The sequence below is a fragment of the Mastigocladopsis repens PCC 10914 genome (genome assembly GCF_000315565.1).
In the GTDB taxonomy this organism is placed as follows: Bacteria; Cyanobacteriota; Cyanobacteriia; order Cyanobacteriales; family Nostocaceae; genus Mastigocladopsis; species Mastigocladopsis repens.
Window position 1 is genome coordinate 654,134 of sequence record NZ_JH992901.1, and the last position, 14,603, is coordinate 668,736.

Consider the following 14,603-nt stretch of genomic DNA (forward strand, 5'->3'; position numbering starts at 1 on the left):
TGTCTGCTAACGTGTCAACCTCCTCACTCCTGCGATTACTGAACGCGGCAGAACTTGCGCTGGTTATCATGCTGTGGGTCTTGCCAAGAATAAGCAAAATGGCTGACTCCTCTCAGTTGCGGTGCAAGTTGGCGCAGCGCCTGCATTTGCACTTCTAGTGGAGGACGATTGCTGATGGATTCTCCCCACTTACCAGCTAAAGCTGGAATGACCTGGGTACCAGGTTTTGCCACATTCAAAACCCGCTGCACTTGTGCCTTAATACAATCAGCACCAGCGCAATTGGCATAAGCCATGGGATGCCACTCTAGAGTATTTGGGAACTTATCCCAAGGTTGCAAGCGGGAATCATACCCTTGACCCACCATTTGGTTGCCATCAGGAAAAAAGACCGCTCCTACTGGTATCCTTTGTTGCTGTGCTGGGTAAGCAGCTAGGGCTACAAAGTCGAGGATGCCTTGCATTGCATGAGCAACTGCTAACTGCCATAACTCAAATTGCAACTGCGGTTGCCTTTGGGTTGGGGGAAGGATTGACTTTTGCTCTGCGGGAGGATTGCGACCTTGCCACAAGGGTTCTCCTTCTTGAGGATAAAGTTTATCAACTTCTCCCACATCTCCTGGGGTGACATATCCTTTACTTAAAAAGCGTCTAATTAACTCCAATCCTTTATAATTCAGCGCCCGTCGAAATAAAGCCTGTTGGGTAGCTTCACTATACAGCCATAAATCTGTGACTTTGCTAGCAATGGAATCACTGCCTGCCTGTCGCGGATAGCGCACATAGTCGAGTAGCAACCCATCTGGGCGACGGCGCAGTATTTCCTGTACCATTTGGTAGTAATCTCGTTTTGCTTCCACGTTGTAGGGGTCAATAAAGACCTGAGAACCGTTATCTACAACATACAGGCTCGTTTGACCCTTACCGTTGCGGGCGATCGCCCCTTCTCTGTCTGGACGCTGGGCGTAAGTGTAGCCGAAGTTTGTTGCAAACATCCAAGCGTAGACTTTCAGACCGCGTTCCCGCCCTTTTTGAATCGCTGTGGCGAGCAAATCAGTCTTTTCTGTGCCTGGTGTGCGAATCACAGAAGGCCAAACCGTGGGGTTAGCGCCTGTTGGCAGTAAAACCTGTCCATCGTAAAAAACTTCCAGATAAACTTCGTTATAGCCTCGGTTGACAATCCGATCCATGATTTGGTCAACGGCTCCCGGCTGAACATCACAGGGATACAGGCGCAACCAAATTGCTTGGAGTTGAGGCCAAGTACGATTGCGGCATTCCTGTAAGGCTTGTGAGTGTTGTTGCAACAGCTGTTGATAACGAACCTTTTCCTTTTGCTCGCCTCTGAGTGCTGATAAACGTAAGTTTTCTTTTTCTTGCGCCTGAGGAGCTGATAACTGGCAATACTCGGTTAGTTGCGCCGCTGCTGGCTGAGTCTTTAAAAAGGGAATCAGCAAACTACTGCTAAAAATAGTAGCAGCCAGCAGACGTTGCCAAAAGAATATTGGTTTTGCAACATTCAAAGGACAGTTGGACATACGTACAAGTAGAAGGACAAAACAATCATCAACCCACATTACGTAGGATGATGTGTATCGAATGCTATAATTCAGAAATAGGGGTTTTAAAGCCTATGTTGTATAGACTCCCAAAACCCTATTTCTGTTGCCGAATTTTGTTATTTAATCATTAATTACGGGAAATTATCACGCAACATTCAAGTGTATAAGTGGTTTGCTTTGTTGCCAGAAAAAATTTCTTGTATCCACAAGCTTTTGTGGCAACCAACTTACCACGGACGCAATTTAAAATTCAAAAATTAAACCAAATTTTCTTAATAAGGTAGTCAACAGTCAATAGTCAATGGTGAAAAAAACTATAGACTCTTGACTATTGACTCGACGCCGATGGTTAAGCACCACGCTTTAACGCCGCTTCTACCTGCTCGAACTTCTGCTCTAAGCGGTCTTTGAGTTTTTTTGGCACGGGACGATTTGGATAAGAACTATAGTGTCCGGCTAGGGAGTTAAGAGCGGTTCGCATGGTTGTGAAGGAACCCAGAGCAGAAATAGAGCCATCCCGTTGGTAGCGAGCTGCAAAGTCATTGATTTTCTGACGCGCTTCTGCTTGAGCTGCTACTTTATTTGGTGAATCGTCTGGTAAGTCCAGAGCGTTCCTCAAAATATTAACGACAGCTAAGGTATCTTGACGATAATCCCCTGTTAAAGCACCCGGACTGCTGTTACAGCCCATCAAACCAATGACGACAACCAAAACTAGGGCAAGCAGACGTGACCAATAGCGCTTCATAAGCCTCAGTGAAATAATACCTAAATCAACGTCCATCGTATCCTGGATTGGTATCCTGGGGATCATATAAAAGGGTTAGTGGGTAGTGGATAGTGGGTAGTAGGTAGTGGAATAACCAACTAACAACTAACAACTAACAACCAACAACCAACCGATAAAGTGTATCGCGTTGTTGATAGGGACGTCCTTTGGAAGTGATGGCTGCTTGCAAGGTTTCGACTTCCATATTGGTTCCACCTTGAGCGCCAGCCATTGTGGTAATGTGTTCTTCCATTAATGTGCCACCGATATCGTTACAACCCCAATCAAGGGCTTGTGTTGCACCCGCTAGCCCTAGTTTTACCCAACTCGGCTGATGGTTGGAAATCCAGTTTCCCAAGAAAATCCGTGCTACAGCAGTCAGTAGCAGTGCATCTGCCAAAATAGGTTGATCGTGTCCTACACGACGACGTAAAAGTTTGGGTGCTTCTTTACCAACAAAGGGTAATAAAATAAACTCAGTCATGCGAGCAGGGTACTGCTGCTCAATAGCGATTTGTTGGAGCGATCGCAATTTTTGCAAATGCTTAATTTGTTGTTCTGGCGTCTCAATATGCCCCGATAGCATTGTGCTAGTGGTGTGCAAACCTAGTCTATGAGCCGTACTTACAATTTCCAGCCAAGTTGCTGTGTTGATTTTCTCTGGGCAAAGAATCTGCCGCACTTCATCATCTAATACTTCAGCTGCTGTTCCTGGCATAGAATTAACACCAGCATCCTGCAAAGCTAAAATGACATCGACATACTCCAGTCCGTCAACTCTTGCTATGAATTGCACTTCTTGAGGAGAAAAAGCGTGTAGATGCAGTTGAGGAAATTTCTGCTTAATGGTTTTCACAACCTTGAGGTAATACGGCAAAGATTTTCCGTTCACCTGGGCTTGTGGGTTTAATCCTCCCTGCATACAGATTTCCGTCGCACTTCGCTGTACCGCATCCGCCGTCTTTTCCAAAATATGCGTCCAGTCTAACCAGTAAGCACCCGCCTCCCCTTCATCTCGACGGAAGGCGCAGAAACTACAGTGCTGCTCGCAGATATTGGTGAAGTTAATATTACGGTTAATGACGTAAGTAATGGTGTCACCCGCTTGCTGTTGACGCAATTTATCAGCTGTAGCGCGAATAGCAGCGACTGCACTTTCGTCAGTTTGTTTCAACAATACGACTCCCTCTTTGGGGGACAAATCGTACCCAGTCAAGGCACGGTCAAGAATAGCATCAACAGTTACAGTAGTCACAGTTTATGAAAAGCAACATACTATTATTTTTACAATAAACTTTTTGCAAAAGTCCAAAAAAAAAGAATAATTAACCACAGATGGACACAGATGGAACTCACATTCCGTAATCTTGTCTAATCATCTTAACTATTGTGACTCTGTTAGTTTAAATTTTCTTCTTGAGCCGCCATAGTTCACCATTTTTGTAAACAGTATCTATGGTGAATGTCTTTTCAAGGTCAGTTCTAAATTGTTTGGAGGGATTATATAAATAGATCTCACTGAAACCATTAGGAATTTTGGGTATATTGGGTTTTGTAACTAACTGAATCTGCACTTTTGAATTTAGTAAATGACTTAGAGACATGATATCGCCAATATTGAGAGAATGATTGCTGCTAATCAAAAGTGGTTTAATAGAACTGTTGATTATTCGAGCTATTTGCGGATTTGCGTGACTCCCTTTACTCCACCATGTCTCTGCTTGGGAACTCACTGCACAAGAGAGAACCCCAGTGGAAATAACTGCTACTAAAACTAAGTTACAAAATCGGCGTTGTAGCGCCTTATTGGAGAGGATTTGACTTGCAAATAAGTAAGCAACAGCTAGCTGAACCCCTACATAACAGGGGATGATATATCGAGAGCGAACACTCAGCTTGCCTCCAATAATGACATCATTTAATATGAGAGCTAAAGCAGGTACTCCAAATAGAGTAAAAATAAATAGCCAAACTTGTTTTGCGGTTCGAAGATAAATAAAATAAAACGAAAATCCAACTAAGATAAGTATTAAAGGAACTAAATATCGACCCCAGCGCAACCCAGGAAAATGTAAATCTGGAAAAAATGGTTCGTAGCGCCAAAAATCACCAAACAGATAACTAATATTACTGCTCCAATCTGTGACTAAAGCTGATATTGATTGTCTTTGTTGAGCGCTGGCTGTTGTCTTATCAATTTGCGATAAGTTATTAATAACAACTAAAATCCAAGGGACAAAAGCGAGAAACCCAGCACTTGCTGCAACCAAGTATGCTTTGACAGGTTTGGTAAATTGAAAGCGTTGAATCACAAATACGTAGATACCGTGAGCAAGTGTCACCAACCCAGAAAACAAGAATGTGTACAGCCCTATTGCTACTGTGACTGCATAGATTACCCAAAGCCGCTTGCCACCTAAGCGCATTGCTCGCAACAGTGAAGCACTTCCAAGTAAGATAGTTACCGTCCACAAACTGAACTGTCGTGCTTCTTGGGCATACAATACATGAAAGGGAGAGATTGCTAAAAGGGCTATACTTATCCATCCCGTTATGGGTGATTTAAATAATTCTAAACACAACCAATAAATGCAAGGAAATGCAAGCAAGCTAATGACAGCTGATAGGCTTCTTGTTACTGCTATTGAATTTCCAAAAATTTGCACCCATAATCTTATCAGCACGTAATACAGTGGAGGATGCTGAGCATCTTCTACTGCTAAAGAGTGCATTGTGTCAATGATACCTTTTTCTGAATTAGGATACTGATATTTCCTGATAGATTCAACATTCATGACACGTCCATTAAAGACTTGCTGGACAAACTCTTTCTTTGTGTAACCAGAAATCCGTAGTCCGGTGTAAGCTTCATCGTGCCAGTAAACTTTTTGCTCAAGATTAACGAAGCGAAAAAATATACCCAAACATAACACAACGATAATGAGAAGCTTTAACCAAGTTGGGGTATGCTGCTTTGGCAGGAACCGTTCTCTACTTGTTGCTCGCATTGGCAAAAAACAAAGTATTTAGCTCCATTTATTTTGGGGTGTTGATAGCAAATGTGTCAAAACTACGGGTGTAATGTATAACTACTACCTATGGCATCAGTGATTTATTTTTAGAATCTGAGTGCTATACTTTGCTCATACTTCACGGTTGCAGCACTAAAGTTGTATAAAATAACTACGCTTCAAAAAGCAGGCAGCAACAGAGCAGTCAAAGCATCAGTTTCCGTATGGTTCGCTTTGGCTGGCTGAGACTATCAGGGGTATTTGTGGATATGGCAGTGCGTTACTTGCTCAGGAACCCGAAGACATTGGGTTTATATGTGAGGTGCAGCAAAATCATTGCTGGGGAAGTAGCAATTTTCAATAAATTCTTGTGGAATGATATATGGACGTTTGCTGATTTCAGCAGCCACCAGCAGCAATGGCGCCAGTGCTTGAAGCGGTTTTTGAAATTCAACAACATCTGTCTTGCAGATCTTGGTGTTCAATTTGGTTATTCCCAACCGCTCCATTGCCAAGCCGATGACCATTGCTGTTGCTACTATTTGGAACTTTTGGGTGAATGTGAAGTTCAGGTGATATGTGACTTAGGTGAAATAGAAAGGAACAAACAGTGATGAGTTATGAGTTATAAGTTATGAGTGATAAATCATTATTTATGAATTTAATATTCAAAACTCAAAACTCAAAATTCAAAACTCTATTACTGCTGATGATTTGGCTAGCGATCGGCATCAGCTTGCGCTTAACTAACTTGACTGCTAAACCCCCTTGGACTGATGAGTTTTCCACTTTGGTGTTTAGCCTGGGTAATAGCTTTTTACCTGTACCGTTAGATCAGCCAATTTCTGTCGATGCTTTATTGCAACCACTACAACCACAACCAACATCTGGCATAAAAGACGTATGGGAACACTTATCGAGTGAAAGTAATCATCCACCGCTTTACTTTGTCTTAACTCACTGGTGGATGCGGTTGTTTCCCACACATGAGGGTTTGGTGTCCTTGTGGGGAGCGCGATCGCTTGCTGCTCTTTTCGGTGCAGCATCTATTCCAGCTATTTATGCTTTAGGCAAGCTAGCCTTTCGCTCCCGCCTGGTGAGCCATTTAGCAGCTGCCATGATGGCAACCTCACCCTACGGCATTTTTTTAGCACAAGAAGCCCGTCATTACACTTTGGGAATATTGTGGGTGATTGCTTCTTTTGCCTGCTTAGTCATTGCTATTCGCCACATCCAAAATCAAACTCAGATACCCATCTCGATTGTACTTTGGTGGGTGGGGGTGAATGCTATAGGTATTGCTACTCATTACTTCTTTACCCTAACCCTCTGCGCCGAAGCGTTGGTTTTGCTCTTTTTTGCTTGGCGAGAGTGGAGACAAAAGCACAAATCAATTCAAAATTCAAAATTCAAAATATGCCCGAAGGGTACGCTAGGCGTTAGCGCAGATCCTCCGCAGCAGGCACAACATTCGATCCGTACTCCCCCCACCTCCTTATCTCCCCACTTCCATTCAGCCCCTTGGTTCCGAATCTATGCTGTTGCTGCTGGGACATTGGTGGCGGGTTTAGTTTGGCTACCCGTGTTTTTACAAAACAGTTATGGAAGTAAGTTGACTGAATGGATTCAAAGTCCACGTACTGGAATGGCTTGGCTCAACCCAATTTTTCAAGCTTTGGCGGCATGGATTACGATGATTTCCTTGCTCCCAGTGGAAGCATCACAGTTAGCGCTTGTGATTGTTTCTGGAATATTGATGCTCATTTTCTTTATTTGGGCAGTACCAATCTTGGTACGTGGGATTAAAGTTCAGCTCAAACAACCACAAACCCATTTGATGACTCAAGTTTTTACGAGTTTGATTGTAGGAGCTATAGCTTTATTTTTTATTTTTACCTACTTGTTGGGTATTGACCTCACACGAGGCGCTCGTTACAACTTTGTCTACTTTCCCGCTGTGATAGTCTTACTCGGGGCAAGTCTGGCTGTTTGTTGGCAAACTCCCATTTTGCAGAAGGGGAAATGGGGAATGAATGGCAAAAAAGCTGTGATGATAATTTGGTTGATGGGATTAGCAAGCGCCATTACTGTTGTCTGCAATCTAGGCTATCAAAAATACTATCGTCCAGACTTATTTGTGCAACTTATTCAGCAAACATCTCATGTTCCTGTACTCATCACCACAACCCAAAAAACTCATGTACAGATTGGGGAAATGATGGGGATAGCAAGGGAATTCAAAATTCAAAAGTTAAAATTCCCCTCTCCTCTATTTATCCTTGCACATCAAGATGAAAATCCCAATACTTCCACTTCTGCCGTACAAAAGACTGTAAAAACGCTGCCACGTCCTTTTGACTTATGGTTAGTCAACTTTTATGCTCCCGAACCGGAAGAAGTCAAAAATTGTGTTGCTGATACTCAATCTTTACCAGCAGTCAACGGTTACGAATACAAACTGTATCATTGTGGTAATTAGACAAGATTGCATGAATGCTTTCAAAAATTCGTAACGTTTTTAAACGCAGAGGGGCGCTAAGAGGATGTTTGAAAAGTATTGGGCGAATATAATTCAATACGGTTCAGTTAAGATTTTTTGATGGGCAACGTCTATGTAGAGACGCTTCAAACGGCGCGTCTCTACACACATTATTTTTTACACATCAACCTTAACTGAACCGTATTGCTGCGCCAGCTTGAAAAACTTGTTCAGCGGTTAAGGTAAGCTCGCTAAAAGCTGGTGAAAGAATACGATCGCTTCCCCTAAATTGACTTACTTGATACTCACCTTCAATCAACTGGTACACAGAGATAGTGGGCTGCTTGGGGTTGCCAATAAACGCCCGTCCACCTAATGCAGCATAATCCACAATCCAGTATTCTAGAATCCCCATTTCCTCATAGTCAGCAAGCTTTTTATGATAATCATCACGCCAATTTGTGAGGCAGTGCGTTGGACGGGTTTCCCGGCTTGAAGCAACTGCCGTGCTAGCAACTTCAACCACTAAGGGAATTGATGCGGCACTGGTTACAGTTGACACCTTTTTCCACAAAGGTTCATTTATTAGATTGGGGCGATTTAATAACAATACATCTGGTGAATAAGCTGATTTGCCATCAAGCGGTTTAATGAATGCAGTTTTGGGAATAAAGTAAGGAAGATTTAGACGGCTGTATTCTGAGATTATTTCTGCCATCAAAAACCCCACAACTTCTTCATGATCGCCTGTAGGTGGTGGCATTTCAATAATGACTCCATTATGCAGTTCATAGCTTCGTTGCGGGTTCTCTGGATACCAGGCAATAAATTCATCAAAGGTTACTTGTTTGGTGAAGGCTTGAGTCATATATCCTCCTCCTTATATCCCACTACGGTTGCTGTTAACGGTTTTTGTGACAATTCCATGGGTGTAGAGACGTGCCATGGCACGTCTCTACATATGTGTCCTGCCTAAAAATAATCTTATCTGAACCGTTCTCAATGACAATTGCTAAACTCAGTGTCATTCTGTCCTAGCCTTGGCTAGTAGACAAAACTGCGCTTTGACGCACAGTACGCTTACGATCGCTTTTACGAGTCCCTCCAGCCATTTGATATTCGTGGCTATTACTACCAAATTTATAAGCAATTCCACGTAATATTTTTTCAGAATAGTCTGCTAAATTTTGTTCATTTTCTATAATCTGGGTTAACAAAACATCAATAGTAGAGAGGGTGGTATTGTATGCTTCCAGCGACTGGCGCAGAGTTTCGATTTTTTCAGTATAATCTTTAACGTTCAAACCCTCTCCGACATCTAGAGTTGCACTAATAGATTTGATGCTTGCTAGACGCATCTCGGCTTTGCTCAGAGTCCGTGAATTGCGTTTTTGCCTTACCATAATTGATACCCATGTTCTAAATTTTTCCTAACTCCATAGTGGACAATTGTTTAGAAAGTTGTCATACGTAAAATTATTGAATTTATAAAAAAACGTACAACCACAGTAATTTTACGCGGGCATAAGCTTCTTTAGGTTAAGGCAAAAGCCGCTACAGGTTGCGCGAAACACGGAAATGTGAAAGCAGAAATTGTTACAGGGAAGGCGGAAGTTGCTACAGGGAAAGCGGAAGTTATTACAGGAAAGGCGGAAGTTGTTACAGGGAAGGCGGAAGTTGCTACAGGGAAAGCGGAAGTTGTTACGGGGAAAGCGGAAGTTGTTACAGGGTAAGACTAGCCCCTTCAAGGTGACTAAAAAATCTAGACGCTGTAGTTGCGATCGCTCGACTGTAGGCTTCTATCAGTCCACATCAAAGGTTGTCGCAAGTTACCACTGTGGGATTGTAACTCGGTTAATTTATGAGTCCAAGCTTATGTTATGAACCAATACGGTTCAGTTAAGGTTGATGTGTAAAGAATCACGTGTGTAGAGACGCGCCATGGCGCGTCTCTACATTATGTTCTTGATAAAGGTTCTAGCTTTATCTGAACCGTATTGTGTTCTGAACCTTGTTAACAATCTAATGGCTTTTTTGCAGAATGCTACCACTTGCTTACTTATAGTCTCTAACTAAACTGGTGGTTCCGTGCCATTGTCGCGTAAGTATTGCAAATTTTCACGGATAGTAATTGTGTTAGGATAATTTGTCAATTGATGATTTGGCTCTCGATATTAATCGTAGCGCCTGTTCCCTGAGCCAAGTTCACTATTTTTTCTGCAATATTCGTAAAATTCTGGTTCCCTGGAGGTTGAGACTTTAAATCGTCTATCACCTCTTTAACTGCTTGCGTTAGTTTTGGATCTGCCTTGACAACTGCATCTATTTCTCCAACAACTTTGGCAAGTTCACTATCATTTTGAACAGCTTGCTTTAGCTCATTCTCAGTGATATCTATATTTAATGGAGGATTAGGAGCTTTTTCAATCGCTTTTGCGGTTTCTGGCGATTTGAGCCGAAGCAGCCTTAACAACTGAGTTGCTTTTTCTTGAAGCTGTGGTGTCAGCAACCCTTTCACTTTTTCAAAGACTTGTTTCCCTGCTTCTGTCGCTGCTCCCTCAGCAATTTTCATCAGAAGTAAAGTACCAATCGCTGTTGCTGTTACTGTCATAGGTTCCATAGAAAATGTCCTTAGTAATTAGTAATTAGCACGACTTGAGTTAATACTGTTACTGGATATTTATTTTGCTAATGGCTTTCCCAAGACTGGTAACAGAAAAAATACCAGCAGGGTACTTGAAAATCAGGAAAATATTCGTACTATAAGTCTAAGTTGCCGACATTTTAACCATCGCTTTTGTTTCAAATTCCGCAACTAAACTAGATAAATTATAGCTATAATGATTTCTCCTTCCTCTCGCTGGTGCGTTCTTAGCGTCTGGAGCGGTTTTTTATCATTCAAATGCTACCGGATTTGATATGACTGGCGATTGCCCTTTGGGCAGTGCGCTCCGCGCGATCGCACTACATAAAAGGCGTTGCAACAAATATGCTTGAAGATGCGTTAGGACGAACGTCCTAACACATCCTACAAATCTTTTAGGCGTTGCATAAAATGCAATACGGTTCAGATAAGACCAGAACCCGGGTCAAAACCACATTGTAGAGACGCGCCATGGCGCGTCTCTACAGAAAACGGGAATACAACTAAAATCCTTAACTGAACCGTATTGGCATAAAATGGGGATGAAGAATGAACCACGAAGACCAGGCAGCGCCCCACTCTCTACTCTCTACCTTATTGGAAGTCTTGGGGAACACCCACCGGTGACAAACCAGCAATGACTCGTAAGTTTTGGCTGCGAATCAATTCAGTAAAGTCTAATGCAGAACGTCCTTCTATTTTTGCCACAGCCTCAATTGCAGATAACAGATGTTGTGCTGCTTCTGCTTCCGAGTAACCACGTCGTTGTGCTACACGGATGGCGGCTTCATCAGCATTTAACTCTACTTGCTGGGAGTGGTTAGTCCGCCAGATGCGAACTATAGCCAGCGTAGTTAATCCACTAGCTACAACCACACCTACTGCATCTGCTTGGGCTGATTCTACGAAAGCGCCCAAAAGACCAGCGATCGCCACACCTTGATAAATGTCAGGTTTAAACCACTTGACTCCTGTCAACCAGCTGACAGTCCGTAATAGTAACAAATCGCGTTGGGGTTTCGTCAGGCGACGCCATAAATCCAAATTAATATAGATTGGTCGTTCCTTATTCCAAGGCAATGGAACGGAAGCATCAATCACTTTTGCCTGTTCAGGCTTGCTGACGATTTTTGTCATCATTCGACCAGAAGCAGGCATCACATCTAGCAAACGGCGAATTTCAACGTTTGGTTCCATGTTAGCTATCAGCTTTCATAAACCTTTTAATATATGCTTATGCTAAGAATACCTGGTTTATTGGCTTTAATGGCAACCACAAGTCTAACCACTTTGTATGGTCTTTGATGATTACTGCAACTAATGAAGAATAATAATGACTATCGATGCTTTTGCTCCAACCCCACCTGAATGGACAAACACGGCAATACATGCTTATGAATTTTGCTGTCCTAACTGTCGCTCAAGTAGCTTGGAAGCTGAACAAGTCTGGATAAATCGTCGTTCGCCTGTGATGATGGAAGACTATCGTCGGAAATGGCAGGAGTTTTACCAGTGTCATTGTGGTTGTGTATGGTGGGCTTGGAGTAGCGATCGCCCCAAAGAACGGCGTCCTGAGGATGATCGCTAGCAGCGGCTTTGCCATCGCCCTCCAATAAATCTCAAGAGTCAAGAGTTGTTAGTCATACTAAAAAAGCCTGCGTAGGCAGGCTTTTTTTGCATAGCCCTACCCTTCTAGGGTAAGGGTTGCTGTCGGGCTATTTTTAGAAAGTGAAGGTGGTACGCAGTGTACCGACGTAGACGGTGTCGTTATCGCTGTTGTGTTCTGGGTTGAAGATGACTATAACACCAGGGGTGACAGCAATATTGTCAGTGAGTTGCAGTCTGTACAGCGCCTCTAAGTGATAAGATGTGTCCTCATCTTCACGACGAACACCGTCTGTTTGGACGAAATCGTTCTCACTTGCTTTGGGTGGTTTACCAAAGATAAAACCAAGTACGTTACCTTGTTTAACAAAGTCTCTAAAAGAAAGAGTAGCAGCCCAGTAGTTAAATTCTGCTTCATCTCCTTCAGCAGCACCGCTCTTTGCTTCTGCCTCACTATAACCATACCAACCACCAATTGTAATTTTGGGGCTTAGTCTGAAGGCAGCTTCTACGCCGTAGTGGTTAGCAGTCAGAGCAGCACCACCAAAGGGGTCATTTGCATAAGTACTACCTGTGGAGTCAAACAGGCTAATATCTCCTTGGTTTTGGTAGGTGTGAGCGTAAGTCAAACCGATATTGAATACCTGACTAGGCTGGAAGGATAGCTGACCGACAGCTGCATATCCACCATCAAAAAGACCTGACCCATCACTAGGATCGTTAGCTCTGTCAGCTATATAAGCAGCCGACAAAGAGATAGGTCCTTTGGGATTGAAGGTTAATGTCGCACCTGCACCACCAGCACCTTGGCGATAAATGGGGCTGAAGCGACCATAACGGGATACCGCACCTCTACCAGAACTGGCGAGGTCGGGGCTAAAGGTATTGATGTTTTCGTATAACTCAGCGCCAAAAGCATCAACCTTGACGGCTATAGCATTGCCTAGGTTAAAGGCATAGTTCAGTTTGTCAATTTCAATATCGTTGCCATTATCTCCGTCAAAACTTAGACGGGTCATGTTAGTACCCGTTACATCTTCATCGTAGGGGGTAATATTGCGAGCTTGTAAACGGGTTTGCAACTGGTCTGAGCCGAAGAAGCTTGTGAGTAAGTTCAAACGAACACGGTTAGCGGCAATGGTGTTAGATTCCACATCATCAGCTGTGTCTTGGTCAACACCAGAGGGAACAGCCTGCTCATCGCTACCAAAAGTGTCAGATAGATTGAAAATGGCTTCTCCAACCAGTTTGGTCGTAGTGGAGAACTGATTTGCTTCCAACTCAGCAGTCCGAGCTTCTAAGGTATCAACACGACCGCGCAGGGTTGCCAATTCAGCGGAGAATTCTTCTTGCAAGCGCTGCAATGTAGCCAGGTCTTCTTTCCTTACCAAATCTGCGGTAGCTGTTGCAATCAGTTCATTCACTCGATCCAAACAAGCATTTAAACCAGCCGCAAATTCATAACGGGTCAATGCACGGTTACCGCGATAGGTTCCGTTGGGATAGCCCGCAATACAACCATAGCGTTCTACTAGAGACTGCAATGCTTGGAATGCCCAGTCCGTTGGCTGTACATCAGAAAACTGAGAAACAGATGTCACCTGACCAAGGTTGTCAGATTGTTCTGTCAACTGGGAAACGGAGGTCACTTGTTCTTTGACTTCTCCAGCAAAAGCGCTGTTTGCTGCGAAAAATGTGGCGGCGACAACAACTGGACTTAGCTTTAGAAAGTTCTTAGATAGTTTTTTCATGATTTATGTATCACTCACACCTACCGACTTAATCATGGTACAACCCCCTAAAATACATAGTTTTTTGGGAATTTACTAATGATTTTCTTCGAGAATTGTACCAGATGTTAGTGGCGATTAAAACAAGTTAATGCTCACTCTTTTTCTTCAAAGCTATTTGCATCCTTTATTTGACAAATTTGACGAATGTAGTATCATGCGACGTTTGTAACGTAACAGAGATCCTTCTTCCTCAAACTGCTGAAGCAATCGAGTTACTGTCACCCTTGTTGTATTTAACACTTCTGCCATCTCCTGATGAGTGACATTGAGGTCGATGAGCTTTCCTTGATCTACATCACGACCGAACTTTTCACTTAGCCAAACCAAAAATTGCCATAAGCGTAAGGAGATTGGTTTACGGTGTACGATACTAAGTAATTCTTCTGCCTGTTGGATGTGAGACAATAAGGCGTTGACATCTTGATTCCACAGATGAGGCGGGACTACGGTTACTTCCACGCTAGTCAAGCATTCGATTTGGTATGGTTTGACTTTAGACAAAGGATAACCAACCAGATCTCCAGTTCCCCAATAACCCAAAGTGATAAACGTTCCATCTTCACTCCAGGTTAATGTGCGAACTGCTCCACGTTCAATCCGCCACAATACATCATTGCGTGCTGGGATAATTTCGCGGCGTGCAAATAGTCGTTGTGGTAGTTGTCCAGTAGAAGAGTTCTGAGCCTGGGCAAGATTTTGTGTACGACTTGTAGAATACATCATGAGATTTTGTAAAAATT

13 protein-coding genes and 1 pseudogene are annotated in these 14,603 nt (G+C 43.1%); 4 read left to right on the forward strand and 10 right to left on the reverse strand.

Annotated elements, in window-relative coordinates; translation table 11 throughout:
• Nucleotides 1-35 precede the first annotated feature (35 nt).
• From MAS10914_RS0105080 to MAS10914_RS0105095, 4 genes are all read right to left on the reverse strand, one after another.
• On the reverse strand, nucleotides 36-1,538 hold the full coding sequence (locus MAS10914_RS0105080) for a family 10 glycosylhydrolase (protein WP_017314822.1): 1,503 nt from the start codon (nucleotides 1,536-1,538) through the stop codon (nucleotides 36-38).
• A gap of 373 nt (nucleotides 1,539-1,911) precedes the next feature.
• Nucleotides 1,912-2,310 (reverse strand): photosystem II protein Psb27, encoded by a 399-nt coding sequence (gene psb27, locus MAS10914_RS0105085; protein ID WP_017314823.1) that lies wholly within the window; start codon nucleotides 2,308-2,310, stop codon nucleotides 1,912-1,914.
• Between the two features lie 133 nt (nucleotides 2,311-2,443).
• Entirely contained in the window at nucleotides 2,444-3,586 is a 1,143-nt protein-coding gene (gene cofH, locus MAS10914_RS0105090) for a 7,8-didemethyl-8-hydroxy-5-deazariboflavin synthase subunit CofH (protein ID WP_017314824.1), read from the reverse strand.
• Nucleotides 3,587-3,734: 148 nt separating this feature from the next.
• Nucleotides 3,735-5,339 (reverse strand): glycosyltransferase family 39 protein, encoded by a 1,605-nt coding sequence (locus tag MAS10914_RS0105095; protein ID WP_017314825.1) that lies wholly within the window; start codon nucleotides 5,337-5,339, stop codon nucleotides 3,735-3,737.
• A gap of 224 nt (nucleotides 5,340-5,563) precedes the next feature.
• Between MAS10914_RS0105095 and MAS10914_RS32605 the strand changes: the two are divergent.
• Both MAS10914_RS32605 and MAS10914_RS0105105 read left to right on the forward strand, forming a co-directional pair.
• Nucleotides 5,564-5,918 (forward strand): annotated as a pseudogene (locus MAS10914_RS32605) (GtrA family protein); the annotation flags it as partial.
• A 79-nt stretch (nucleotides 5,919-5,997) separates the two neighbouring features.
• Nucleotides 5,998-7,821, forward strand: a complete 1,824-nt coding sequence (locus MAS10914_RS0105105) for a glycosyltransferase family 39 protein (RefSeq protein WP_017314827.1) — start codon at nucleotides 5,998-6,000, stop codon at nucleotides 7,819-7,821.
• Between the two features lie 190 nt (nucleotides 7,822-8,011).
• Here the strand turns inward: MAS10914_RS0105105 and MAS10914_RS0105110 are convergent, their stop codons facing one another.
• Nucleotides 8,012-8,689, reverse strand: coding sequence for a Uma2 family endonuclease (locus MAS10914_RS0105110; RefSeq protein ID WP_017314828.1), 678 nt, complete (start codon nucleotides 8,687-8,689; stop codon nucleotides 8,012-8,014).
• Nucleotides 8,690-8,855: 166 nt separating this feature from the next.
• Nucleotides 8,856-9,224, reverse strand: coding sequence for a hypothetical protein (locus MAS10914_RS0105115; RefSeq protein WP_017314829.1), 369 nt, complete (start codon nucleotides 9,222-9,224; stop codon nucleotides 8,856-8,858).
• Nucleotides 9,225-9,401: 177 nt separating this feature from the next.
• Between MAS10914_RS0105115 and MAS10914_RS29620 the strand changes: the two genes are divergently transcribed.
• Nucleotides 9,402-9,554: a hypothetical protein gene (locus tag MAS10914_RS29620; protein ID WP_017314830.1), complete on the forward strand. Its 153-nt coding sequence runs from the start codon at nucleotides 9,402-9,404 to the stop codon at nucleotides 9,552-9,554.
• 416 nt (nucleotides 9,555-9,970) lie between these two features.
• Here MAS10914_RS29620 and MAS10914_RS0105125 read toward each other — a convergent pair whose 3' ends face one another.
• Nucleotides 9,971-10,441 carry a hypothetical protein gene (locus MAS10914_RS0105125; RefSeq protein WP_017314831.1) on the reverse strand — a complete coding sequence of 157 codons (471 nt, stop codon included), beginning with the start codon at nucleotides 10,439-10,441 and terminating at the stop codon, nucleotides 9,971-9,973.
• Nucleotides 10,442-11,059: 618 nt separating this feature from the next.
• On the reverse strand, nucleotides 11,060-11,662 hold the full coding sequence (locus MAS10914_RS0105130; RefSeq protein ID WP_017314832.1) for a DUF3318 domain-containing protein: 603 nt from the start codon (nucleotides 11,660-11,662) through the stop codon (nucleotides 11,060-11,062).
• Between the two features lie 136 nt (nucleotides 11,663-11,798).
• Between MAS10914_RS0105130 and MAS10914_RS0105135 the strand changes: the two genes are divergently transcribed.
• A complete protein-coding gene (locus tag MAS10914_RS0105135) occupies nucleotides 11,799-12,053 on the forward strand; it encodes a hypothetical protein (RefSeq protein ID WP_017314833.1) in 255 nt (84 codons plus the stop codon).
• A 133-nt stretch (nucleotides 12,054-12,186) separates the two neighbouring features.
• On the opposite strand, the gene MAS10914_RS0105140 is transcribed toward MAS10914_RS0105135, so the two are convergent.
• The gene (locus tag MAS10914_RS0105140) at nucleotides 12,187-13,821 is read right to left on the reverse strand and encodes an iron uptake porin (RefSeq protein ID WP_017314834.1); all 1,635 of its coding nucleotides are present in this window, start codon (nucleotides 13,819-13,821) and stop codon (nucleotides 12,187-12,189) included.
• A 153-nt stretch (nucleotides 13,822-13,974) separates the two neighbouring features.
• Entirely contained in the window at nucleotides 13,975-14,586 is a 612-nt protein-coding gene (locus tag MAS10914_RS0105145) for a Crp/Fnr family transcriptional regulator (protein WP_026082342.1), read from the reverse strand.
• Nucleotides 14,587-14,603: the final 17 nt, after the last annotated feature.

Coding starts and splice junctions, on each gene's coding strand:
- MAS10914_RS0105115 (WP_017314829.1), bottom strand. CDS start 9,224: ATGGTAAGGCAAAAACGCAATTCACGGACTCTGAGCAAAGCCGAGATG.
- MAS10914_RS0105140 (WP_017314834.1), bottom strand. CDS start 13,821: ATGAAAAAACTATCTAAGAACTTTCTAAAGCTAAGTCCAGTTGTTGTC.
- MAS10914_RS0105095 (WP_017314825.1), bottom strand. CDS start 5,339: ATGCGAGCAACAAGTAGAGAACGGTTCCTGCCAAAGCAGCATACCCCA.
- MAS10914_RS0105125 (WP_017314831.1), bottom strand. CDS start 10,441: ATGGAACCTATGACAGTAACAGCAACAGCGATTGGTACTTTACTTCTG.
- MAS10914_RS0105080 (WP_017314822.1), bottom strand. CDS start 1,538: ATGTCCAACTGTCCTTTGAATGTTGCAAAACCAATATTCTTTTGGCAA.
- MAS10914_RS0105130 (WP_017314832.1), bottom strand. CDS start 11,662: ATGGAACCAAACGTTGAAATTCGCCGTTTGCTAGATGTGATGCCTGCT.
- MAS10914_RS0105135 (WP_017314833.1), top strand. CDS start 11,799: ATGACTATCGATGCTTTTGCTCCAACCCCACCTGAATGGACAAACACG.
- MAS10914_RS0105110 (WP_017314828.1), bottom strand. CDS start 8,689: ATGACTCAAGCCTTCACCAAACAAGTAACCTTTGATGAATTTATTGCC.
- MAS10914_RS0105145 (WP_026082342.1), bottom strand. CDS start 14,586: ATGATGTATTCTACAAGTCGTACACAAAATCTTGCCCAGGCTCAGAAC.
- psb27 (WP_017314823.1), bottom strand. CDS start 2,310: ATGAAGCGCTATTGGTCACGTCTGCTTGCCCTAGTTTTGGTTGTCGTC.
- MAS10914_RS0105105 (WP_017314827.1), top strand. CDS start 5,998: ATGAATTTAATATTCAAAACTCAAAACTCAAAATTCAAAACTCTATTA.